The 21,304-nt window shown below is 59.0% G+C and carries 22 protein-coding genes, 1 tRNA gene and 3 pseudogenes; 14 read left to right on the forward strand and 12 right to left on the reverse strand.

The features are described from left to right. The first annotated feature begins 2 nt into the window (after positions 1-2). On the forward strand, positions 3-1,025 hold the full coding sequence (locus C4Q27_RS00465) for a DNA topoisomerase IB (protein ID WP_104886218.1): 1,023 nt from the start codon (positions 3-5) through the stop codon (positions 1,023-1,025). Positions 1,026-1,278: 253 nt separating this feature from the next. Further along, complete coding sequence (gene csrA, locus C4Q27_RS00470; protein ID WP_012051904.1) at positions 1,279-1,476, forward strand: carbon storage regulator CsrA; 198 nt, start codon at positions 1,279-1,281, stop codon at positions 1,474-1,476. A gap of 39 nt (positions 1,477-1,515) precedes the next feature. Here the strand turns inward: csrA and C4Q27_RS00475 are convergent, their stop codons facing one another. The 4 genes from C4Q27_RS00475 to C4Q27_RS00490 form a co-directional block, all read right to left on the reverse strand. Beyond that, positions 1,516-1,869, reverse strand: coding sequence for a response regulator (locus tag C4Q27_RS00475; protein ID WP_010954660.1), 354 nt, complete (start codon positions 1,867-1,869; stop codon positions 1,516-1,518). A gap of 11 nt (positions 1,870-1,880) precedes the next feature. Then, complete coding sequence (locus C4Q27_RS00480) at positions 1,881-3,326, reverse strand: ATPase domain-containing protein (RefSeq protein WP_064492601.1); 1,446 nt, start codon at positions 3,324-3,326, stop codon at positions 1,881-1,883. 5 nt (positions 3,327-3,331) lie between these two features. Continuing rightward, positions 3,332-4,492 (reverse strand): nitrogen regulation protein NR(II), encoded by a 1,161-nt coding sequence (locus C4Q27_RS00485; protein ID WP_104886219.1) that lies wholly within the window; start codon positions 4,490-4,492, stop codon positions 3,332-3,334. A gap of 84 nt (positions 4,493-4,576) precedes the next feature. Next, a complete protein-coding gene (locus tag C4Q27_RS00490; RefSeq protein WP_064492603.1) occupies positions 4,577-4,852 on the reverse strand; it encodes a hypothetical protein in 276 nt (91 codons plus the stop codon). A 199-nt stretch (positions 4,853-5,051) separates the two neighbouring features. Here C4Q27_RS00490 and C4Q27_RS00495 point away from each other — a divergent pair. Both C4Q27_RS00495 and C4Q27_RS00500 read left to right on the forward strand, forming a co-directional pair. Beyond that, positions 5,052-5,136 (forward strand) — tRNA-Leu (locus C4Q27_RS00495). A gap of 104 nt (positions 5,137-5,240) precedes the next feature. Then, the gene (locus C4Q27_RS00500; RefSeq protein WP_010954664.1) at positions 5,241-5,654 is read left to right on the forward strand and encodes a DoxX family protein; all 414 of its coding nucleotides are present in this window, start codon (positions 5,241-5,243) and stop codon (positions 5,652-5,654) included. A gap of 1 nt (position 5,655) precedes the next feature. Here C4Q27_RS00500 and C4Q27_RS00505 read toward each other — a convergent pair whose 3' ends face one another. Then, a complete protein-coding gene (locus C4Q27_RS00505; protein WP_020191346.1) occupies positions 5,656-5,850 on the reverse strand; it encodes a hypothetical protein in 195 nt (64 codons plus the stop codon). A 435-nt stretch (positions 5,851-6,285) separates the two neighbouring features. On the opposite strand from C4Q27_RS00505, the gene adhP reads away from it, so the two are divergent. From adhP to C4Q27_RS00520, 3 genes are all read left to right on the forward strand, one after another. Then, on the forward strand, positions 6,286-7,296 hold the full coding sequence (gene adhP, locus C4Q27_RS00510) for an alcohol dehydrogenase AdhP (RefSeq protein WP_064492604.1): 1,011 nt from the start codon (positions 6,286-6,288) through the stop codon (positions 7,294-7,296). 91 nt (positions 7,297-7,387) lie between these two features. After that, the gene (locus C4Q27_RS00515) at positions 7,388-7,594 is read left to right on the forward strand and encodes a DUF6434 domain-containing protein (protein WP_104886220.1); all 207 of its coding nucleotides are present in this window, start codon (positions 7,388-7,390) and stop codon (positions 7,592-7,594) included. A 276-nt stretch (positions 7,595-7,870) separates the two neighbouring features. After that, a complete protein-coding gene (locus tag C4Q27_RS00520; RefSeq protein WP_104886221.1) occupies positions 7,871-8,107 on the forward strand; it encodes a hypothetical protein in 237 nt (78 codons plus the stop codon). 31 nt (positions 8,108-8,138) lie between these two features. On the opposite strand, the gene C4Q27_RS00525 is transcribed toward C4Q27_RS00520, so the two are convergent. After that, positions 8,139-8,510 carry a MerR family transcriptional regulator gene (locus C4Q27_RS00525; protein ID WP_104886222.1) on the reverse strand — a complete coding sequence of 124 codons (372 nt, stop codon included), beginning with the start codon at positions 8,508-8,510 and terminating at the stop codon, positions 8,139-8,141. A 72-nt stretch (positions 8,511-8,582) separates the two neighbouring features. Between C4Q27_RS00525 and C4Q27_RS00530 the strand changes: the two genes are divergently transcribed. Further along, positions 8,583-9,680, forward strand: coding sequence for an SDR family oxidoreductase (locus tag C4Q27_RS00530; protein WP_104886223.1), 1,098 nt, complete (start codon positions 8,583-8,585; stop codon positions 9,678-9,680). A gap of 125 nt (positions 9,681-9,805) precedes the next feature. Here C4Q27_RS00530 and C4Q27_RS29585 read toward each other — a convergent pair whose 3' ends face one another. The 3 genes and pseudogenes from C4Q27_RS29585 to C4Q27_RS00550 form a co-directional block, all read right to left on the reverse strand. Continuing rightward, positions 9,806-10,105, reverse strand: a complete 300-nt coding sequence (locus C4Q27_RS29585) for a hypothetical protein (RefSeq protein ID WP_010954670.1) — start codon at positions 10,103-10,105, stop codon at positions 9,806-9,808. A gap of 719 nt (positions 10,106-10,824) precedes the next feature. Further along, positions 10,825-11,343, reverse strand: a complete 519-nt coding sequence (locus C4Q27_RS00545) for a cysteine hydrolase family protein (RefSeq protein WP_104886224.1) — start codon at positions 11,341-11,343, stop codon at positions 10,825-10,827. A 472-nt stretch (positions 11,344-11,815) separates the two neighbouring features. Beyond that, a pseudogene (locus tag C4Q27_RS00550) lies at positions 11,816-12,097 on the reverse strand (IS5/IS1182 family transposase); the annotation flags it as partial. A 477-nt stretch (positions 12,098-12,574) separates the two neighbouring features. Between C4Q27_RS00550 and C4Q27_RS29920 the strand changes: the two are divergent. Next, positions 12,575-13,444, forward strand: a pseudogene (locus C4Q27_RS29920) (chemotaxis protein); the annotation flags it as partial. 312 nt (positions 13,445-13,756) lie between these two features. Next, a pseudogene (locus tag C4Q27_RS29925) lies at positions 13,757-14,350 on the forward strand (methyl-accepting chemotaxis protein); the annotation flags it as partial. Positions 14,351-14,359: 9 nt separating this feature from the next. On the opposite strand, the gene C4Q27_RS00560 reads toward C4Q27_RS29925, so the two are convergent. After that, positions 14,360-15,562, reverse strand: coding sequence for a Bcr/CflA family multidrug efflux MFS transporter (locus tag C4Q27_RS00560; RefSeq protein ID WP_104886226.1), 1,203 nt, complete (start codon positions 15,560-15,562; stop codon positions 14,360-14,362). A gap of 12 nt (positions 15,563-15,574) precedes the next feature. On the opposite strand from C4Q27_RS00560, the gene C4Q27_RS00565 reads away from it, so the two are divergent. After that, entirely contained in the window at positions 15,575-16,675 is a 1,101-nt protein-coding gene (locus C4Q27_RS00565) for an MsnO8 family LLM class oxidoreductase (protein WP_198748039.1), read from the forward strand. Between the two features lie 28 nt (positions 16,676-16,703). On the opposite strand, the gene hpaR is transcribed toward C4Q27_RS00565, so the two are convergent. Further along, entirely contained in the window at positions 16,704-17,126 is a 423-nt protein-coding gene (hpaR, locus tag C4Q27_RS00570) for a homoprotocatechuate degradation operon regulator HpaR (RefSeq protein ID WP_104886228.1), read from the reverse strand. Between the two features lie 184 nt (positions 17,127-17,310). Next, on the reverse strand, positions 17,311-18,216 hold the full coding sequence (gene hpaA / locus C4Q27_RS00575; RefSeq protein WP_104886229.1) for a 4-hydroxyphenylacetate catabolism regulatory protein HpaA: 906 nt from the start codon (positions 18,214-18,216) through the stop codon (positions 17,311-17,313). Between the two features lie 169 nt (positions 18,217-18,385). Between hpaA and C4Q27_RS00580 the strand changes: the two genes are divergently transcribed. The 3 genes from C4Q27_RS00580 to hpaE are packed head-to-tail and all read left to right on the forward strand — an operon-like array spanning position 18,386 to position 21,287. Further along, on the forward strand, positions 18,386-19,057 hold the full coding sequence (locus C4Q27_RS00580; protein ID WP_104886230.1) for a fumarylacetoacetate hydrolase family protein: 672 nt from the start codon (positions 18,386-18,388) through the stop codon (positions 19,055-19,057). Continuing rightward, positions 19,054-19,821 carry a fumarylacetoacetate hydrolase family protein gene (locus C4Q27_RS00585; RefSeq protein WP_104886231.1) on the forward strand — a complete coding sequence of 256 codons (768 nt, stop codon included), beginning with the start codon at positions 19,054-19,056 and terminating at the stop codon, positions 19,819-19,821. Before C4Q27_RS00580 ends, C4Q27_RS00585 begins: the two co-directional genes overlap by 4 nt. 5 nt (positions 19,822-19,826) lie before the next feature. Next, positions 19,827-21,287, forward strand: a complete 1,461-nt coding sequence (gene hpaE / locus C4Q27_RS00590) for a 5-carboxymethyl-2-hydroxymuconate semialdehyde dehydrogenase (RefSeq protein WP_104887828.1) — start codon at positions 19,827-19,829, stop codon at positions 21,285-21,287. The last annotated feature ends 17 nt before the right edge of the window (positions 21,288-21,304 follow it).

Genomic DNA, 21,304 nt, shown 5'->3' on the forward strand with positions numbered 1-21,304 from the left:
CCATGCTTGACTGCCCCCTGCCGCGCACCCTGCACTACGTTGACGACAGTCAGCCGGGCCTGACCCGTCGGCGCTGGCGCGACCGTTTCATCTACCTGGATGCCGATGGCCAACGGGTACGCGACAGCGAAACCCTTGCGCGCATCGCCGCATTGGTGATCCCCCCGGCCTACACGGATGTGTGGATCTGCGCCGATCCGCAAGGCCACCTGCAAGCCACCGGCCGCGATGCCCGTGGCCGCAAGCAGTACCGCTACCACGCACAGTGGCGCGAACTGCGCGACCAGCACAAATACGGGCGCATGCTTGCGTTCGCCCAAGCCCTGCCAAAGCTGCGCACACAGCTGGAAGCCCACCTGGCGCGGCCAGGGCTGGACCGGGAAAAAGTCATGGCGCTGGTGGTGAGCCTGCTGGACCACACCCTGATCCGCATCGGCAACGAGCGCTACCTGCGCGATAACCGGTCGTACGGATTGACCACCCTGCGCAATCGCCATGTGCAGGTCAAAGGCAGCACTATTCGCTTCCAGTTCCGCGGCAAGCGCGGCGTCGAACACAACGTCACCCTCAACGACCGGCGCTTGGCCAACCTGCTCAAGCGCTGCATGGAACTGCCTGGGCAGGCACTGTTTCAGTACCTGGATGAAGATGGCCAGCGCCATAGTGTCGGCTCCAGCGAGGTCAATCAGTTTCTGCGGCAGTTGACCGGTGCCGACTTTACTGCCAAGGACTATCGCACCTGGGCCGGCAGCAGCCTGGCATTGAACCTGCTGAAGCCCTTGTCCTGGGAGCCGGAGAGTGAAGCCAAACGTCAGGTCGCCGCAATAGTCCGCCAGGTAGCCACGCGCCTGGGCAATACGCCGGCAGTGTGCCGGCGCTGCTACATCCACCCGGCAGTTCTGGAGCACTATGCCTTGGGGCGCCTGGCCAATTTGCCGAAAAACCGTGTGCGCAAAGGCCTGGACCCGGAGGAAGTGGCCTTGCTGTTGTTTCTTCAGGCACTCGAGGAACAGGAGGACCATTGAGCTTGTCTATTCAGCCCATGATGCGAAGAAATTTCCCATTAGCCGCCAACCCCCCTATTCTTGCCAGCGAGCACCTTGGCCGACAAACCGTTGACGGTTTGATTTGGCACCTGCAACTGAAGACACGCAACAGAATTTGTCTGTCGGGGAATTACTATCCGCCGAAAGCGTCTTTAATGAGAAGGAAGAGGGACAAGCTCCCGCCGCCGCGGCAACTAGCCCAGCGGACTTATACATCACCAAGGAGAACTACATGCTGATACTCACCCGTAAGGTTGGCGAAAGCATCGTCATCAACGATGACATCAAAGTCACCATTCTGGGCGTCAAAGGGATGCAGGTGAGGATCGGTATCGATGCACCGAAAGATGTACAGGTCCATCGAGAAGAGATCTTCAAACGCATCCAGGCCGGCAGCCCGGCTCCGGAGAAACACGAAGACTCACACTGAGCGTCACCCGAGGGGCATGGATGCGCTCGACCGCCAGCCTCAGGTGCCTATTAACTGATGCACCGTGGCGATCATCTCATCCATGTCGAACGGTTTGTCGAATATTGCGGCAAACAGGGCCGGGCATCCTTGGCTGGCCTGTGCGCCGCTCATGAGGATGACCGGCAACTCGCTTAACGCCGGGTCCTCGCGGATGGCACGCGCCAACTCCTCACCGTTGAGTAGCGGCATCATGTAGTCGGTAATCACCAGCTGCACGCGTTTTTCCTTCAAAGCCTCCAGTGCTTTACAGCCATTGCTCGCCTTTTCCACCAGGAAACCTTCGTCCTCCAGGGCAAACCCGAGGATATCGGCGATCAGGTATTCGTCATCGACAATCAGGATGGTGTTCATCGGCTCGTCCGTCACCCGCTCTCCTGCGGCGTCGGCGTTCCCGAAAGCACACCGCAGGCACCTTCGAACGCCTTGCGCAAGGTAATGCCTTGCGGCCCGATCAGCAGCTCGTGCAAGGCCGGGTCATGGTGACTGTCACGCACCTTTAGGACCGACAGCATGCGCCGTAGTTGCGAGTCCAGTTCGACAAAGCGCATCAGCATAAGGTTGTCGACGATACTCGACAGGTCCGGCGCGGGGGCGCTGATTTCCGCGCCGAAGATGTCGCGCATCTCCCAGGTCAGCATCACGCTGACATCGCGCGCGCGCAACTCACCCGCCAGCGCGCGGAAAAACGCATTTAGCCGCGTCGGGTCAATAGCCAGGCGGCTGAATGCGCCAAGGCTGTCGATCACCACGCGCTTGCTGCCCTGCGCCGCTACACGCTCCAGTAGTCGCGCGCCAACCTGGTCCAGCAAGCCCTCGGTGGTCGGCTGCCAGCACAGCTGCAAGCTACCGCCCTGCTCCATCGCGGCAAAATCGTAACCGAGCGAAGCGGCCTTGCTGCGCAGGCGTTCGGGTGTTTCGTAAAAACCGAAATGCAACCCCGGCGCCTGCGGGGTGCTGGCACCCAGAAAGGCCAGGGCCAATGATGTCTTGCCAATCCCCGAAGGCCCCATCAACAGGCTGACTGACCCGGTGGCCAAGCCACCGCCAAGCATTTCATCGAAGGTTGGTACGCCGCTGCTGATACGCGCCAAAGTGCCACTGCCCAATTGGCTGGGGTGGCTGAACAACGCTTCCAGGCGAGGATAGACCTGCATGCCGGACTCATCGATAAGGCATTCGTGACGCCCCGACAACGCACCACTGCCGCGGGTCTTGCGCAATTGGACATGGCGCACGGCGCGGCTGCCGACCAGTTGCTCACCCAGTTCGATCACGCCATCGACCATGGTGTGTTCCGGGCTGCCCTCGTCGAGCCGGGCACTGGTCAGCAACAGTACGGTGCACCCGGCGAAGGCCGCATGCCCCTGCAGCTCAGAGACGAACTTCTTGGTGTCCAGTGCGGTTTCCGCACGTACCCGGGCATTGAGCACACCGTCGACGATCAGCAGGCTGGCCTGTTGCCGGGCAATTTCCTGGCGCAGCAACCGCACCACCGCATCCAGCCCGTCCTGCTCAAGGGTATCAAAGGCGCTGACGAACTGGATTTTGTCACCGACCAGCGCCGGGTCGAAGAAGTCCAGCGTGGACAGGTACTGGAACAAGCGTTCGTGCGACTCGCTCAGCAAAGTGGCCACCAGCACGCGACCACCGCCACGCACGTGGCCGCAGGCCAGCTGATTGGCGAGGATGGTCTTACCGGCCCCCGGCGGCCCCTGGATAATGTAGGAGGCGCCAGCTATCAGGCCACCCTTGAGCAACGCGTCGAGCCCGTCGATCCCCGTTACCAGCCGCTTCAGTGCCTGTGCCATGTTGTCTACCTGTCGAGTGGGCTATCCGTCTGGTCCTGATACATTGGCAAGTACAGTCGCATGCAAGTTCCCCGGCCAGGCTTGCTGTCGACACAAATGGCACCGCCACTTTGCCGGGCGAACCCATAGACCTGGCTGAGCCCCAGGCCGGTACCCTTGCCGAAAGGCTTGGTGGTGAAAAACGGCTCGAAGATACGCGGCAGTATCTCTGTGGGTATGCCTTCGCCGCTGTCTTCCACCTCGAAGCGCACGAAGCTGCCCTTCAGCCCTTCAACTTCGCCGAACAGCTCGACCACATCGACAGTCAGGCTGATGCGGCCATGCCCGTCGATGGCATCACGGGCATTGAACAACAGGTTGAGCAACACCATCTGCAGTTGCCCGGCATCCACCTCGATCAACGGCAGGTCCGGTTGCAGCAACACCTTCAAGTCAATCGAGCCTGGCAATGCATGTTCAAGCAGGCCACGCGTAGCGTTAACCAGGTCTGCCGGGGCAACGCTGGCCACATCGAACTTGCGGTGACGGGCAAAACTGAGCAGTTGCTGGGTCAGTTCGGTGCCGCGTTGGCTGGCATCAAGGATGTGCTGCAACATGCGCTGGGTGCGTGCCGGGTCCTGGGTGGCCAGCGCCAGACGCGCCGAGCTGATGATGATGGTCAACATGTTGTTGAAGTCGTGCGCCAGACCACCGGTCAACTGGCCGAGGGCTTCAAGCTTCTGCGCCTGGAACAGCTGGGCGCGCACTGCGTCGAGCTGCAGCGCCGTCTCGCGACGGTCAGTGATATCGCGTGTCACCTTGGCCAGGCCAATGATCTGGCCATTTTCATCACGGATCACATCCAGTGCCGCCAAGGCCCAGAACTGCGTGCCGTCCTTGCGCACCCGCCAGCCTTCGTCCTGCGCCACACCCTGCTCCAGCGCCTGGCACAGCAGGCGCTCAGGGCGGCCATCCGCACAATCCTGCGGCGTGAAAAACAACGAAAAGTGCTTACCGATCACTTCATCTCTACGGTAACCCTTGATCCGTTGCGCGCCGGCATTCCACGACACCACATGGCCAGAAGGGTCGAGCATGTAGATGGCATAATCCACCACCGACTGAACCAGCTGTTCGTAACGATGGGCGGGCATGACGGAAGCGTCGAGGCAGTCAGCTGAAACCATGCAAACTCCACTGGCACAGCAGGAGGGAGAAAATGAGCGTAGCCCGGAGTGTCTGCCAGTAGACAGCTGAACGACTACAGGCAGTCAGCGTTCCGGCTCGGCCAGTGTCGGGCTGATGCATCGCGGCATGGCCACTTTCAGCAACCACAGGCTGAGCAGCATGATCATACCACCGCCGGCCAGGGCCAACATACGCTGCTGCTGTGAGTGCTCCGCATCGAAGCCCAGCAACAACAGATAACTGCCCAGGCTGATCAGGCTGATGTAAAGAAATGCAGCCAGCACGAGCACCTGCGCGAACAACAGCCGCCAGAATAACCGTGGACGCACCACACCTTCGCCAACTCGGCCCTGAGTCATTACGCTACACTCTTGGATCCAATGATGGGCAACAGTGGCGTAACGACAGCACGGTGTCAATTGCCGGTTCGATCACCCTTCTACCTGTTGATCATAGGCGCTGCAGTTGACTCAACTATAACAATGGGTTATAAAGCGCGCTTGATTGCGAAGCCCTTCTGCTTAGAAGCGAGCTGGTCGTTGCGACCCCTTCAAGCGTGCGAGTGTGGTGGAATTGGTATACACAGCAGACTTAAAATCTGTCGGCGTGAGCCTTGCGGGTTCGAGTCCCGCCACTCGCACCAAACTTCGTTGAAAAGGCGCCCTCGCGGCGCCTTTTTGCTGCCTGACAGCAATGTCTGGCGCAGCTGCTAAAGTGGAGCTTGTCCCCGTCCACTGGAACGCCGCCATGCGCTACTCCCTGTTCGATGGTCAACGCGACATCATTATCCTGATCGCCCGCGTACTGCTGATGGTCCTCTTCGTCTTGTCTGGGTGGGCCAAGCTGACCGGCTTCGATGGCACGGTAGGCTACATGACCTCGCTCGGCGCCCCCGCCCCGATGCTGGCAGCTGGGATTGCCGTCATCATGGAGTTCCTCGTCGCAATCCTGTTGATCCTCGGTTTCTACACACGGCCGTTAGCCTTTCTGTTCGCGCTGTTCGTGCTGGGCACAGCGCTGCTGGGCCACCCATTCTGGAACATGGTCGACCCCGAGCGCAGCGCCAACATGACCCAGTTTCTGAAAAACCTCAGCATCATGGGCGGCCTGCTGTTGCTCGCGGTAAGCGGGCCCGGGCGGTTCTCGGTGGATGGTCGCTGAGTCAGTCGTCGCAGTCGTCGAACCAGGCTGGGTGATCGCGCTCTTCGTCATCGAGGTCATCCAGCGTTTCCTCGTCTTCCTCCACTTCATCCTCGGCGCCTTGGGCATCTGCCTCGGGCTCCATGTCGTCATAGAGAAATTCGTGGTCAAGCAGGTGATCGTGCTCGGGTTCGTGCAGGTCGTCTTCGTCGCGCATGCTGGCTCCTGGGATAATGGCAGGCCTGTATAGGCTGATCAGGGTGCCGGGTCAATGCGTGGTCGCTTAATCCTGGGTTAACCGGACCGGCGCAACCTGCAGGCTCTCCCTTCAAACGTCTTTTGCCCGCCTTCCATGGCGGGCTTTTTTATGACCCTGCGCACTTCGTTGCAGATGATGACAGCCTCATGACCTGACCTTCACAAAATGTCGACATCCGGATGGGCACACTGGCCCTGCTCCGTATGTTCTTGCAGCCCGCCGCATCCTTGCCGCGGGCTTTTCTTTTTTCCGCAAAGGCCAGCCAGGCATACGCAGGTATTTTGTGGAAGCGCCCACCTTGACCATGACCTGAAGCAGTTTTGCCTGGCCCGGCAAGGTCTATGCTGTCCCGACGATAACCCAAGCTCACATCGGATAGACACGGAGGCTCTCATGAAAGCTGCTGTCGTTGCACCAGGCCGTCGCGTGGACGTGATAGAGAAAACCCTGCGCCCTCTCGAACACGGCGAAGCGCTGCTGAAGATGCAGTGCTGCGGTGTGTGCCACACCGACCTGCACGTCAAAAATGGCGACTTTGGTGACAAGACCGGGGTAGTACTGGGCCACGAAGGTATTGGCGTGGTCCAGGAAGTTGGCCCGGGCGTCACCTCGCTCAAGCCAGGCGACCGAGCCAGCGTTGCCTGGTTCTACCAGGGTTGCGGACATTGCGAATACTGCAACAGCGGCAACGAGACCCTGTGCCGCGACGTGAAGAATTCCGGTTACACCGTGGACGGCGGCATGGCGGAGGCCTGCATCGTCAAGGCCGACTACTCGGTTAAAGTGCCCGACGGCCTCGACTCCGCTGCCGCCAGCAGCATTACCTGCGCCGGCGTCACGACCTACAAGGCAGTGAAAATCTCCAACGTTCGCCCCGGCCAATGGATCGCCATCTACGGGCTCGGCGGCCTGGGCAACCTGGCCCTGCAATATGCCAAGAATGTGTTCAACGCCAAAGTCATCGCCATCGACGTCAACGAAGAGCAACTGCGCTTCGCCAGCGAGATGGGCGCGGACCTGGTCGTCAACCCGCTCAACGAAGACGCCGCGAAGGTCATCCAGGCCAAGACCGGTGGCGCACATGCTGCCGTCGTTACTGCCGTGGCCAAAGGCGCGTTCAACTCAGCCGTCGATGCCTTGCGCGCTGGCGGGCGACTGGTGGCCGTCGGGCTTCCGTCGGAGTCCATGGACCTGAATATTCCCCGCCTGGTGCTTGATGGGATCGAAGTGGTGGGCTCGCTCGTAGGTACACGCCAGGACCTGCAGGAAGCCTTCCAGTTTGCCGCTGAAGGCAAAGTGGTGCCCAAGGTGACGCTGCGACCGATCGAGGATATCAACCAGATCTTTGACGAGATGCTGGAGGGCAAGATCAAAGGCCGGATGGTGATACAGTTCGAAGGCTGACAGGCCGAGCCAGGCCGTTTGGAACTACAGCAGAGCCCGTAGATGAACATCTTCGGGCTTTCTGCTTTCTCAATTGTCAAAGGAACAGACCATGACCGTAGACTGGCACGCCGGGCCGATCACCCGTACAACTCCACTGGACAAGCATTACCGCAACACGCAGAAGGTTCGTCAGTTTCTACTCAGCGAGCGCGGGGCAGCATTCAAGTTCGACCGAGGATTCATGCTTTGGATCAAGAGTGGCACCCCATCAACCATGGGTGACGTCGCGGACGAATGGCTACGGAGGTATGGTTGACGCTCTGTCTCTGACGGCTGCAGGCAGGCCTTGGCTGCAGCCGTTGCTTTCAGCATCTTGTCCAACGATTCAACCATGCTGGAATAATCCATTTCCTGACTCCCTCGATGGTGGAATTGGCTTGAGTTCAATCCTAGACTGCGAACATTTCAATATTTGATGAGGAAACCTGAAAATATCACTCATCCTTCATGCTGAAGACCGACGCCCGCTAGGTGTGGTTCAAGAAAAGTGCTCAACCTGCAAGGGCGAGCCTGTGCATATGAGGAGATCGGTATGTCCATTCGAAGCTTGGCGAAGCACCTGCCGCCGGACCCTTCGCGGGAAGGCTGGGTCATCGGATGGGGGGTCCTGAGAGACCGACATCCATGGCATTTTGTCGACGTTTATGCCGACCAGAAAACGGCCATGGCAGAGGCGCAGCGCAGAGGAGACGCCTACGTGGTGGAATTCGGCTCGCACCGCTTGGGGACGCATGAATTTATCTGCGGTGTAACCTTACCTGAAGGCTGACGCTCGATCGAAAAGGGTCATGGACAGGACTTCAGGGAATTATCTGCCCATTGGCAATAGCACTGGCTTCGAGCTTGGCACGCTCCGCGTCCAGAAAAACATAAGCGGCTTGTAGCGTGTTGATCTTCGTTTGAATCTCGGCCATCTTGGCGGCGACCAAGACGGCGCCTTGCGCGCAATCGATCGTGTTACCCCGCCTGGCCACAAGAATGTCCCCAATCTCAGCAAGTGAAAAGCCCCCGCCCTGGGCGCTCTGTATGAAGGCCAAGTCAGCTACGGTCTGTTCACTGTAACTGCGATAGTTGTTGGCTTGTCGGTGTGGCTCGATAAGCCCGAGCTGTTCGTAATAGCGCAATGCATGGCGGCTGAGCCCACTCCGGCGCTCCAACTCTCCAATATTCACGTTAAAAATCCTTGACTGTAGAGCAGGCTCTACACCTTAGCCTGCGCCCATCATCCAAACAAGGGTTCAAACATGAGTGTGGAATGCTTTGTCACCGGCGGCAGCGGCTTTGTGGGGCAACATTTGCTGGCCGCTCTTACTGCGCAGGGGCACAAGACCTGGGTGCTGATGCGCAGCCCCGGTAACATCGAACGCCTCAAGGAGCAGGTAGGCCAACTAGGGGGTAACCCTGAGTATATCCATGCCGTTGAAGGCGATATCAGCCAGGAGGGGCTTGGCCTCAGCGAAGCAGACAAAGAACGCGTCACTTCGGCCGCTGTATTTTTCCATCTCGCGGCGCAATTTTCCTGGGGGCTGACACCGGAGCGCGCCCGCACAGTCAATGTCCAAGGTGCTCTGAGAGTGGCCAGGCTTGCGGCCAGCCAGCGCATCCGATTGCTCATAGTAGGCGGCTTCATGCTGCAAAACCTCAACCACCTTGCCAGTATCGGGGTGGATATTCAGTGCCCTGAAAACACAAACTGGCCCGCAGTCTACGCCCGCGTAGGTGGCTACGAAGGCAGCAAACTCGAGTCCCATTTTGCAGTCATCCGCTATATGCAAGACGCGGATGCGGATTACACGATTGTTCACCCTGCTACGGTGTGCGGCCACAGCGAGAACGGGCATATCCTGGACGGACAACCGCTTGCCGAACTCATTCGCAATCTGGCACAAGGCCGATTTAAAGCTATTCCCGGTTCCGCCAGTCACTGGTTGCCATTGGTCAGCGTCGATTATCTGGTGAACATGATAACTTGCGTGGCGTTCGACCCCTCCATGGCCAACCGGCAAGTTCTGGCGCTGTATGAGCGAACACCGAACTTGCAGGGAATGCTTGGGCAGATCGCAGACACGCTAAAGGTCAAGGCACCCCGCCTCCATATACCCATAGGGTTGCTCAGGTCGATATTGACGATTCCGGGACTGGCGACCCGCTTGGCGATCAGCGCCGAGTCATTGAACTTTATTCAGACGCAGCGCTTCGACATGGGAAACAGCAGGCAATTGGAGCGCAAGTACCAGTTTACGCATCCCGACATGACACAAGCCCTGGAAAACACGGTGCGCTATGTCAACGGCTCCTTGATGAAAAAATCCAAAAGTGAGGGCGCTGGCCAGCGAGGATGACGGGCCAGGCTGATGATGCCCACTCTGTCGGATAGCTGGAAGTGTGGCGACGCAGGCATTTCACGCACTGCGTCTTCGCTGATGACAGTAAGTCGCCGCTCGACCTCCGGCGCTGCGCGCCTCTGCTATTTCGAGGCAGCCAGAAAGCCTGCCGCAGGCGCACCTTCAGCGGCGACACGTCGGGCTCGGCCAACGCCCCACGCCAGCGCCCTGGTCATCGACTCGCCAGGGCGAGAATCGAAGGCCTCTTCAAGGATAGCCATGCCACCAGGGGCGTACACCCCGATGAACATCTGCGTTTTGCCTGTCCGCGACAGCCGCGTCTGAACGTCAATGTATGTCCCATCGTCGAGTGTCTCGTCGTGAGTTCGGTGATGAAGCGTCGGGTCAGCCCAGGCCCAGAAAACATCACCGCGTATTCTCATGAGACGCTCCTACGACTTTAGTTGTAGTCAGGTGGTTTATTGCCACCATAGCGAACGTGCAGTTTTACGCAAATTCGTCTGACTCATCTGTGAGCTGAATCGGACAATCGGCTATTCAGCAGCCCCGCCAAAGACTCAACGCTTGTTGTGAAGCTCCGGGGGCCATGCGCTAAAGAACCACATGATTCCTGGCACCAATACATAGATCCAGTGCTGGCCAGGGTAGATGAAGATGCCGACAGCCCAGATGGCGAGTAAGGTTCCGCCCGCTCGCCTACGCCGCCTCGGCGTGAACCATTCCTGAAACGCCTTGTGCCCCTCCCGCAGTTTCATTACCACCCTCCCTGTTTGGTAAGCGGCGAAGCATATCACCTCTAATTCAACGATAACGCGTTCCCGGCAAGGGCGGCGCCTAAACGCAAGAACCACGACATGACCGAACAACAGCACGACGAGCGCAAGCTGGTCATCCGCCAACATCTACGAGCTCAAGCAGCTGCGCTTAGTGTTTGACTAGACATCAATGGCCCCCAGCACGCCGGCCCTGATCGCGCAGTACCGCGACTCAAGGTTGGCCAAGAGGTTTCGGAACTCCATGCCAGAAGTTACCGAACTCGTGGCTTTTGTGGACTCATAAAGAAAAGCCCCGCAAACGTTAATCTGCGGGGCTTTCGAATGGTGGAGGCCGAGGTCGGAATCGAACCGTCTGGCGATGGCAGTTAGAAACACCAGTCCTCGGCGCGTACGACACGACAGAATGGTCCCGCGAGGGTCGCATTGTGATGAGCGACAATCTCTTCGGCCTTCAGGGCAGGGGTGTCGGTGCAGGTATGGCCATCGGCGATCAGCACTGCATCGAATCCAAGATCTCGTGCGGCGCGGCAGGTGCTATCCACACAGTATTGGGTTTTCATTCCGGTAATGACCACACCCTGAGTTCCACAATCCCGTAACCGATCGGCCAGGGCGGTCTTGGAGAACGCGTTAGGTCGGCTTTTCTCGAAAATCACTTCGTCGCCTTGTAACACCAGCGCCTGCACCAGTTGCGTCAACGGGCTTCCAGGCTCGATTGGCGACCCAGGTGGACCAATATGGCGGGCGAGAAAAATGGGTGCTCCTGCACTTCGGGCTTTACTCAATAAATTATTCAATGTGTCTAGCAGCGCTTCGCCAGCCCATGGCTTATCCGGGCCGTAAAACAATCCAGCCTGCATATCAAGAATCAACAGTGCATACATAATGCTTTCCCTTGCATATTGGCCAGCGACACAAGGGCAAAAGAAAAGGCCCTTTCCATCACTGGCGGGCCTTTGAAGTTCGTGCGTTATTGGCTCACGCAACCCCTCACGACCAGCCTCTGGCGGTCGTGACGGTCGTGGTCAAGGCAATTCGTGGTTGATTCATAGAGCTGACAGTAGCTGCACTTTACCGGGTTGGCAAGTGAGCGCCGTGAGGGTGAAGGCTGATTGAAGTATCGAGCGTTGAGGTCCGCTTCTAGCCGGTAGCTGTCTTACGCAAGAGGCCGTCATGAGTCCAGGCTGAGTGAAAACGCAAGTCAGTACGTCGAGTTGCGAAAGAAGCTGGAGCACCCTGTCAATTCAGCAGATCTAAGTGCTGATCTACCTGAGTCGGGCACCAGACGCGGCCTGCGCTATTTGGGCCGCGGCAGCGGCCCGAATAGCCGTATACGGACGCAAAAAATGCTTGGCCTCAAGTCCTGATCGCTTCAATCAGTCCAGCGATGCCAAAGAGGCTCATCATTCGTTTGAGATTGTAGGCAAGCACGTGATGGCTCATTTCGGTGCTTCCCCTTGTTAGGGTTTTGGTCAGGAAGTGAGTGCTTCCCATCCAATATTTGAGCGTTCCGAACGGATGCTCCATCGTCTGCCGACGAACCTTCATCTTTCCTGGATCATGCTCCAATCGGATCTGCACCGCTTCGACTACCGCTTCATGCTCCCAGCGCTTTAACCGGCGTTCCTTACCCGTAGTCATGCCAACTCCAATCAGGCCAGATGAGTTGTAGCCACTTTTGATACACCGAACGGCGACTTGTCCACGCCTGCCGTACATTTGAGCGCCCCTGCCATAGGGTATGAGCCTATAGGGTTTGGTTGTCAGTCCCGGTACCTTTCACTGAGCGGTTCGGCTTAGGTGGCAAGAGAAACTATGAATTTAAGTATTCGGATCAAGATCACGTTATTGAGCAGCATCTGTCTGGTGTCCGTCGTGGGAATACTAGCTTGGCTATCACAGGAGCAGCGCCGTAGCGACGTACAAAGCATCGCCAGCACGTCGGGCGATCTTTTGCGTACGGCGGCCCAAGACACGTTGCAGGCCGAAGGGCAAGTGCAAGCGCTGAAGATCCAACAGCGATTTGGCCAGAGCTTCGAATTTGCGCAAGGCGTAGCTCGGCATCTCCTCCATCTGCGTGCGCAGACCACAAGCGATTCTGCCGCCGCCATTGTCATGCGTCAGGAGCTCTCCAGGTTGCTGCATGATGCCATTGGCGAACGCAGGGACGTGCTTGGCCTGTTCGTAATATTCGAACCGAACGCGCTGGACGGACATGACGCAGATTTCGCAGGTCAGACGGCGCTAGGCGGAAACGACCGTGGCCGCTTTACCCAATATTGGCTACAACCAACACCTGGGCAGCTTCAAGCGGTTTCGGCCGACGAATCCCTATTGGCCGATACATCAATCGGTCCTACCGGAGCCTCCGCTAACGCCTTCTACGTCTGCTCGCGCAAAAGTTTGCAGCCGTGCGTATTGGAACCCTACCTGGACGACTCAAGCGGCACTCGTCGACTGGTGACCAGTGTGACCGTACCGCTCATCGTCAGCGGGCAATTGCTTGGCGTGTTAGGGCTGGATATTGCGCTGGACAAGCTTCAGGAGGAAGCCGCGGCGGCCAGTGCAGGCCTTTACGAAGGGCGAGGCATGTTGTCGATTCTGAGCCCTGCGGGCGTGGTAGCGGCCGACACCGGCCAGCCGCAGCGTCTCGGCACGCTGAAGGCTTTGCAAGCCCACTCAGGCTACCTCAACGTTACCGTCCCCTTCGCGCCGATTGCCGACGCCCTCCCCTGGCTAATCCAAGTATCAGTACCCTCACGGGTTCTTGAGGCCCCGCTGCAACGTTTGAATGAGCAAATGCAGGCGCAACAGGTGAAAAGCCTCGGTGTTGCAGTCGGCCTAGGTTTGCTGCTGACGCTGACAGGGGTATTGATTATGGGATGGGCTTCTCGCAGCGTGACCCGCCCGATTTCACGCGTCGCCGAGCTGCTGCATGCCATCGCCGATGGCGACGGAGATCTCACGCGACGTCTGGCGTACAGCGGCCGTGATGAGCTAGGCCATTTATGCGGTGCCTTTGACCTCTTCCTTAATCGACTTCAACCCGTCATCGCCCAGGCCCAGCAGGCCGTCCACGATACTCGCAGTACTGCCGACAAATCGCAGACTATCGCGGTTGAAACCAGCCGTGGCATGCACCAACAAGCCACGGAAATCGAGCAAATGGCTACTGCTATTCAGGAAATGTCAGCAACCGCTCAGGCTGCGGCTGAAGGTGCGGCACGCGCGGCAGATGCTGCACGTTATGCCGAGCAAGCCACGGGGACTGGCGCGCAGGTGATCGAGCAGTCGGTTCAGAATATAAATGCGCTCGCCGTCGGGATGGCCGAAGCCATGGAGCGTTTGCGCAGCCTGGCGGTGAGCAGCGAGCGGATCGGGTCAGTGCTCGACGTGATTCTATCCATCGCCCAGCAAACCAACCTGCTTGCGCTTAATGCCGCCATTGAGGCAGCCCGGGCAGGCGATGCCGGGCGCGGCTTCGCTGTCGTAGCGGACGAGGTCAGAGCATTGGCAATGCGTACACAAGCCTCTGTGGGTGAGATCGCGGGCTTCATCGAGAACCTCCGCGAAGGTACCCATGACCTCAGTCAATCCATGCAGCAGAGCAATGACCAAGCGCACCGTAATGTTGAACAAACGCGCCAGGCGCTCCAGGCGCTTGATCAAATTCGCAAGGCAGTCGGTACCATCACCGATATGAACACCCAGATCGCCTGCGCTGCTGAAGAGCAAAGTAGCGTTGCCGAGGAGATCAGCCGTAACGTCGAAGCCGTCAACGAAGTAGTGAGCGAATTGTCGGAGCAGGCCGAGCAATCATCGGCCATCAGCCAGCAACTGAATGTTCTTGCTGTTGGCCAGCAGACACTGCTCGGACGCTTTAAAGTCTGAGTCTGGCGATCAGGCTGCTCGCCTCTGCTTAGCTGTCCTTGAGCGCGCTCTGAGCCACACATAACAGAGCACCGAACCCGCCCCTGCTGCTGCAATCACCCAGCACATCGGGCGGGGCGAGCCATCAGCCAAACTACCCACCCATGCGCTGAATGCCGCACCGAGGGCGAACTGGCTGGATACCGCCAGCCCGGCGGCGGCGCCAGCATTGTTGGGGAACAGCTTCAGCAAGCTAGCCACACAGTTGGCGCCCATCAAGCCAGTGACACTCACAAACAACACCACCGGCAGCACGATCCCGATCAGACCAGGCGCCTCAGTACTTGCCACCACACCGAGTCCAAGCACCGCAACGCTGACGATCGCCGCACCAGCGCCCAGCATTGCCAGTGGTCCGAAACGCGTCACCAGACGCGCATTAATGAGCGTCACGATGATCACTCCGAAAATGTTCAGTCCGAAGAGCCAGCCGTAGCCTTGAGGCGAAATCTGAAAGTATTCGATGTACACATAGGGAGACGCGGTGATGAATGCGAACATACCGCCGAACGACAAGCCCATGCACAAGATGTAAGCGAGCGCCTGGGCGTTGCACGCGATCTGCCAGTATCCGGCCAGTGCTGTACCGAGCGAACCGACGCGCCGCTCGGCAGGATGAGTCTCAGGTATATAGCGAAGGCTAGCGAGCAGGCATACCGCGGCGAAAGCGAACAATGCGGCAAAGATGCTTCGCCAGCTGTGCAATTGCATCAATAAACCACCTGCCAAGGGTGCGACGAGCGTCGCCAACATGGTGACCAGGTGCATGAGCGATAGCGTACGCGCCGCCTGACCGATCGAGAAAACGTCACGCACGATCGTTCGAGCCAACACTGACGCAGCAGCACCACCCAACGCCTGCAAGAAGCGCCAGCCAATCAGTGCTTCGATATTGTCTGCCAGCAGACAACCGACTGTTGCCCCCAGATACAGCACCATGCCCCACACCAAAACCGGCCGCCGACCGAAGCGGTCGGAACATGGGCCATGAAAGAGCATGCCAACGCACAATCCGGCGAGAAACGCGCCGATGGTGAGTTGCACACTGCTGGAGCTTGCACCTAGGTCAGCCGCAATGGTCGGCAGACTCGGCAGGTAAGTGTCGATTGACAGGGGGGCGAACGCCACAAGAGCGGCGAGCAGGACGATCAGACGACTAGGGTTACTCAACATCAGTGCTCCGTCATGCGAGATGAATTCGATAACTTCTTAACATTCTGCCTTCAAAGCGGCAAAATAGTTAACAATTTAATGATCTCCCGACGAGTATCGCCTGTGACTCTGCTCCTGTCCGTAATTGACCAATCACCGGTTCATCAGCACCACACCCTTCTCACTGCACCTGGGCTGTCGCTGGAGCTGGCCATCGAATGCGAACGGCTCGGCTACCACCGCTACTGGTTGGCAGAGCACCATAACAGTATCCAGTTCAGCGGCACGGCGCCGGAGATCCTCATCACCCGTATCGCCAGCGCTACTCGCAGCATGCGCGTTGGCAGCGGCGGAGTAATGCTGAGCCACTACAGCCCCTATAAAGTGGCGGAGACCTTTGCATTGCTCGGCGGACTTTTTCCTGGTCGGATAGATCTTGGCATCGGACGCGCGCCCGGCGGCAGCGCCTTGAGCAGCCACGCGCTGGCCGTGCCAAGCTTCGTGCCGGATGTCGATCAGTTCCCTACTCAGGCCGCCATGCTGTGTGCATTTCTGCGAGACGGCCTCCCCACCGGTCACGCTTATGACGTCCTCACCTTCGATTTGCCGACCGAGTCGATGCCCTCGCTTTGGATGCTGGGTTCTGGCGGTGGCAGTTCCCAACTGGCCGGTCAACTGGGGATGGGCTTGGCCCTGGCGCAGTTCATCACCCCAAGCGCCTGCATGCCGCGGATTTTTGACGATCACAGAGGGGCATGGCAGCGTGCTGCACGGGTCAGCCCTCCCCCCCGTCTTCTAGCGGTCGCGGCTATCTGCGCGAGTACGGATGAGGAGGCCCGTTACATCGCCGGCACTGCGGTGTACCGGAAACTTAGCGCCGGCAGGACGCCACGCGAGGTTCTCCTCAGTCCAGCCGAGGTGCAGCAACGCTACATGCAGATGAACCACGTTGAACGTGCCAACTACGATGAAACCCTGGCGGGTATGGTGGTGGGCTCCGCGCAGACCTGCCGACGCAGGATTGCCGAATTTGCGCGAGACTTCGAATGCAATGAAATCGGCATCGTCACCGTTACCCATCGCTTCGAAGACCGACTGCGCAGTTATCAATTGCTCGCAGGTGATCAGCCCTGACCTCTGGATTGATCAACCCAGGCCGGGCTCACGGCTCAACGCGCTTGAGCTCGTTAAGCAACTGCAACAGTTGCTGAAGTTTATCTTCACCGAACTGCGCCTGGATTTTGCGGTAGTTGGCTTCCATTCCTTCACGCATGGCATCGAAACTCGCGCGGCCGGAGTCGGTCAGCGTCACGAACACTCGACGTTGATCTTCGGTGCCCTTGCGTCGGCACACCAGCCCATCCCGCTCCAGGCGGCTGAGAACCCCGGTCATGCTCGGCTTGAGAATGCAAGCCAAGTGCGCCAGCTGGTGGCTTTCCAACTCGCCCTGCTGCTGCAGGATGCGAATAACCCGCCATTGCTGCTCTGTCAGATCGTGCTCATTGAGCAGCGGCCTGAAAAATGCCATTGCGGCTTCGCGGGCCTGTAGCAAGCTCAGCGTCAGTGAAGGGCGAGTCTCGGTCATGAGTAAAGCCTGTGCTATTTGATCCAGGTGCCAAGATTAGGGACATATGACGAGTGCGACAACTGCCCCAGCCTATGGAAAGTGCAATCTCTTCCACGGAAAACCCATTCAAGCCCGCCCTGCAAGCTGCGAGCATCGCTCTCAAACAACGACAATTCCTTGCAGGTATCGCCACGTGGCCACCTCACTGCAACTCCGCCTGCCGCTGCCGATACTCGCCCGGTGTGACTCCCGCATACCGATTGAAGAAACGGCTGAAATAGGCCGGGTCCTTGAACCCGAGCTGATAGCAGACTTCATTCACCGAACTGCCGGAGAAAAGCAGCAAGCGTCTGGCCTCCTGCATCAGCCGTTCCAGCACCAGGCGTTTGGATGGCAGATCGGCGATTCGCCTGCAAATGTCGTTGAGCCGCGCTTCAGTCACCCCGATCTCTGCGGCATAGCTCGCCAGCGGCCAATGCTCAAGATAGTGCGCCTCGATCAGCGCGTTGAAGCGATGGAATATCTTCAAGTCTTCATGACGGGCCGGAGTCGCCTCACGCGAGTTGGGGCAAAGCCGCAACAAGCTGATCATGATCAGCCGCGTGAGCGATTGCAGCGCCGCATCACGTCCCGGATTAGAGCTGGCGAATTCATCGCTGAGCGCCTCCAGCCAGGTTTCCAGGCGCCGTGCCTCGGCCTGATCCGCCACCGGCACGTTGGCCAGCGCCACACAAGCCGGCCGCACCTGCATTCCCGTCGGCAACAGGCTGGCATCTGCCTCGATCAATTGCCAAACCAACTGCTGGCGTACCGTGAGTACATGCCCGTCGCTGTCCGGATCGGTGACGAAAGAGTGAGTCACGGTCGGTGGCGTAAGGAAGAACATCGGCCCCGATTCGATGAACTGCTGGTCGTCCAGATAAACCCGCACAGTGCCGGACTTCACGTAGTGCACTTGAAAGAAGCGATCGTGGCGGTGCACCGGCATGTTGCGTCCGAAAAATCCGGCGAGGTTGCCCAGCCGGTCGTGGTGCACCTCGCTCTCACTGTAGCGCTGGTCGTAGACCTGACCGATGTTGATGTTCGGAATGGGATGCCGATTGCTCATTGCTGGTTGTCCGCCAGTGACTTGACCCAAATTGCCAAGGCTCATGGTGCACCCGCCAAGCGGGAGCTACAAGGGAAGCCTTGACCATCGTTAACATATTAACTATAACATTAACACATTAATGATTTTGCGGAGCAGCATGCTGCTCCACCACCGCCAGGAGAAAAGCATGAGCCATGCGTTGCATGACGTTGCGAACGGTACCGTGTTCGGCGTAGCGCTGAACTACAACGGTCTGCTACAGCAGCGTCTGGCCGAATTCGAGAAGCCGCCATACAAACAGGCGCCGGTCAAGCCGGTGCTCTTCATCAAGACGCCCAACACCCGTAATGCCCACGGTCGCGACGTAATCCACCCAGCCGGTGAACGCTTGCAACCAGGCCCGGCCTTGGGCGTGGTGATCGGCAAAGACGCCACCCGGGTGAGTGCCGACGATGCGATGACCCACGTGGCCGGCTTCACCATCGTCAATGAGTACAGCCTGCCGGAAGACAGCTACTACCGCCCTGCGGTCAAGGCCAAGTGCCGCGACGGCTTCTGCTCCATTGGTCCCGACCTGATCCCGGTTTCCGCAGTCGCTGACCCGCACCAACTGACCCTCAAGCTCTATGTGAACGGCGCTGTAGTGCAGGAAAACACTACCGCCAACCTGGTGCGTAGCATCCCGCAGCTGATCGCCGAATTGAGCGAGTTCATGACCTTGCACGCGGGCGATGTACTGATCACCGGCACTCCGGAGGGGCGTGTCGACGTCCATCCTGGTGACCTCGTCGAAGTCGAGATCACTGGCCTTGGCCGCCTGGCCAACACCATCATTGCCGAGCCGGGGGAGCCAGCATGAAACACGCGCGTATCCGTTTTGAAGGCAGCGTTCATGCTGTCACCGTCGAAGCCGACAACACCGTTCGTCTGGCCGACGGCCGAGTGCTTGGTGAGCGGCAGGTCGAGTGGCTGCCACCGGCAAATGGAAGCATGTTCGCACTCGGATTGAACTACGCCGACCACGCCAAAGAACTCGCCTTCGCTCCACCCACCGAGCCGCTGGCGTTTATCAAGTCCCCCGGCACCTACACCGGACATAACCAGGTCACCTGGCGCCCGGACAACGTCGAGTACATGCACTACGAGTGTGAACTGGTGGCTGTCATCGGCAAGCCGGCGAAGAACGTCAAGCGTGAGAACGCCATGGAGTACGTGGCCGGGTACACCGTGTGCAACGACTACGCCATCCGCGACTACCTGGAAAACTACTACCGCCCCAACCTGCGGGTGAAAAACCGCGACGCCACCACCCCGGTTGGCCCGTGGATCGTCGACGCAGCCGAAGTGCCAGATGTGAGCAACCTGAAGCTACGCACCTGGATCAACGGTGAGCTGAAGCAGGAAGGCACCACCGCGGACATGATTTTCGACATTCCGTACCTGATCGAATACTTCTCCAGCTTCATGACCCTGCAACCGGGCGACATGATCGCCACTGGTACGCCAGAAGGCCTGGCCGACGTGGTGCCGGGCGATGAAGTGGTGGTGGAAGTGGAAGGCGTCGGACGCCTGGTCAACCGCATCGTCAGCGAAGCTGACTTCTTCAAGAACAACAAGGCATGAGCAGCATGATCAAACATTGGATCAACGGCCGTGAGGTCGAGAGCAAAGACACCTTCGTCAACTACAACCCTGCCACTGGCGAGGCCATCGGCGAAGTCGCCAGTGGCGGCGCCGAGGAAGTTGCCCAGGCCGTAGCTGCGGCGAAGGATGCCTTCCCGAAGTGGGCCAACACGCCGGCGAAGGAACGCGCCCGCCTGATGCACAAGCTGGGTGAACTGATTGACCAGAACGTGCCGAAACTGGCCGAACTGGAGACGCTGGACACCGGCCTGCCGATCCACCAGACCAAGAACGTGCTGATCCCGCGTGCCTCGCACAACTTCGACTTCTTCGCCGAAGTGTGCACGCGCATGGACGGCCACACCTACCCGGTCGACGACCAGATGCTCAACTACACCCTGTACCAGCCTGTGGGTGTGTGTGGCCTGGTGTCGCCCTGGAACGTACCGTTCATGACCGCCACCTGGAAAACCGCGCCGTGCCTGGCATTGGGCAACACTGCGGTACTGAAGATGAGCGAACTGTCGCCGCTGACGGCGAATGAGCTGGGCCGCCTGGCAGTAGAAGCCGGCATTCCGAATGGCGTGTTGAACGTGATCCAGGGCTACGGCGCCACCGCCGGTGACGCGCTGGTCCGCCACCCGGACGTACGCGCCATCTCCTTCACCGGCGGTACCGCCACCGGTCGGAAGATCATGCAGACCGCGGGCTTGAAGAAGTACTCGATGGAACTGGGCGGCAAATCGCCCGTGCTGATTTTCGAAGATGCCGATCTTGAGCGCGCGCTGGACGCAGCCTTGTTCACCATCTTCTCGCTGAACGGCGAACGCTGCACTGCCGGCAGCCGCATCTTCATCCAGGAAAGCGTGTACCCGCAGTTCGTCGCCGAGTTCGCAGCCCGCGCCAAACGCCTGATTGTCGGCGACCCAACCGACCCGAAAACCCAGGTTGGCTCGATGATCACGCAAGCGCACTACGACAAGGTCACGGGCTACATCAAGATCGGCATGGAAGAAGGCGCACGCCTGGTTGCAGGCGGCCTTGAGCGTCCAGCCAACCTGCCCGCACATCTGGCTAAAGGGCAGTTCGTCCAGCCGACCGTGTTCGCCGACGTGAACAACAAGATGCGCATCGCCCAGGAAGAGATCTTTGGCCCAGTGGTCTGCCTGATCCCGTTCAAGGACGAAGCCGAAGCACTGCAACTGGCCAACGACACCGAGTACGGCCTGGCCTCCTATATCTGGACCCAGGACATTGGCAAGGCTCACCGCCTGGCCCGCGGCATTGAGGCCGGCATGGTGTTCATCAACAGCCAGAACGTGCGCGATCTTCGTCAGCCGTTCGGTGGTGTGAAAGGCTCGGGCACCGGCCGCGAAGGCGGACAGTACAGTTTCGAAGTGTTCGCCGAAATCAAGAACGTGTGCATTTCCATGGGTAGCCACCACATCCCGCGCTGGGGCGTGTGACTGTCAACCCAACGCGC

Origin of the sequence: Pseudomonas sp. SWI36 (genome assembly GCF_002948105.1) — a bacterium.
Classification (GTDB): domain Bacteria; phylum Pseudomonadota; class Gammaproteobacteria; order Pseudomonadales; family Pseudomonadaceae; genus Aquipseudomonas; species Aquipseudomonas alloputida.

Coding starts and splice junctions, on each gene's coding strand:
- C4Q27_RS00465 (WP_104886218.1), top strand. CDS start 3: ATGCTTGACTGCCCCCTGCCGCGCACCCTGCACTACGTTGACGACAGT.
- csrA (WP_012051904.1), top strand. CDS start 1,279: ATGCTGATACTCACCCGTAAGGTTGGCGAAAGCATCGTCATCAACGAT.
- C4Q27_RS00475 (WP_010954660.1), bottom strand. CDS start 1,869: ATGAACACCATCCTGATTGTCGATGACGAATACCTGATCGCCGATATC.
- C4Q27_RS00480 (WP_064492601.1), bottom strand. CDS start 3,326: ATGGCACAGGCACTGAAGCGGCTGGTAACGGGGATCGACGGGCTCGAC.
- C4Q27_RS00485 (WP_104886219.1), bottom strand. CDS start 4,492: ATGGTTTCAGCTGACTGCCTCGACGCTTCCGTCATGCCCGCCCATCGT.
- C4Q27_RS00490 (WP_064492603.1), bottom strand. CDS start 4,852: ATGACTCAGGGCCGAGTTGGCGAAGGTGTGGTGCGTCCACGGTTATTC.
- C4Q27_RS00500 (WP_010954664.1), top strand. CDS start 5,241: ATGCGCTACTCCCTGTTCGATGGTCAACGCGACATCATTATCCTGATC.
- C4Q27_RS00505 (WP_020191346.1), bottom strand. CDS start 5,850: ATGCGCGACGAAGACGACCTGCACGAACCCGAGCACGATCACCTGCTT.
- adhP (WP_064492604.1), top strand. CDS start 6,286: ATGAAAGCTGCTGTCGTTGCACCAGGCCGTCGCGTGGACGTGATAGAG.
- C4Q27_RS00515 (WP_104886220.1), top strand. CDS start 7,388: ATGACCGTAGACTGGCACGCCGGGCCGATCACCCGTACAACTCCACTG.
- C4Q27_RS00520 (WP_104886221.1), top strand. CDS start 7,871: ATGTCCATTCGAAGCTTGGCGAAGCACCTGCCGCCGGACCCTTCGCGG.
- C4Q27_RS00530 (WP_104886223.1), top strand. CDS start 8,583: ATGAGTGTGGAATGCTTTGTCACCGGCGGCAGCGGCTTTGTGGGGCAA.
- C4Q27_RS29585 (WP_010954670.1), bottom strand. CDS start 10,105: ATGAGAATACGCGGTGATGTTTTCTGGGCCTGGGCTGACCCGACGCTT.
- C4Q27_RS00545 (WP_104886224.1), bottom strand. CDS start 11,343: ATGTATGCACTGTTGATTCTTGATATGCAGGCTGGATTGTTTTACGGC.
- C4Q27_RS00560 (WP_104886226.1), bottom strand. CDS start 15,562: ATGTTGAGTAACCCTAGTCGTCTGATCGTCCTGCTCGCCGCTCTTGTG.
- C4Q27_RS00565 (WP_198748039.1), top strand. CDS start 15,575: ATGCGAGATGAATTCGATAACTTCTTAACATTCTGCCTTCAAAGCGGC.
- hpaR (WP_104886228.1), bottom strand. CDS start 17,126: ATGACCGAGACTCGCCCTTCACTGACGCTGAGCTTGCTACAGGCCCGC.
- hpaA (WP_104886229.1), bottom strand. CDS start 18,216: ATGAGCAATCGGCATCCCATTCCGAACATCAACATCGGTCAGGTCTAC.
- C4Q27_RS00580 (WP_104886230.1), top strand. CDS start 18,386: ATGAGCCATGCGTTGCATGACGTTGCGAACGGTACCGTGTTCGGCGTA.
- C4Q27_RS00585 (WP_104886231.1), top strand. CDS start 19,054: ATGAAACACGCGCGTATCCGTTTTGAAGGCAGCGTTCATGCTGTCACC.
- hpaE (WP_104887828.1), top strand. CDS start 19,827: ATGATCAAACATTGGATCAACGGCCGTGAGGTCGAGAGCAAAGACACC.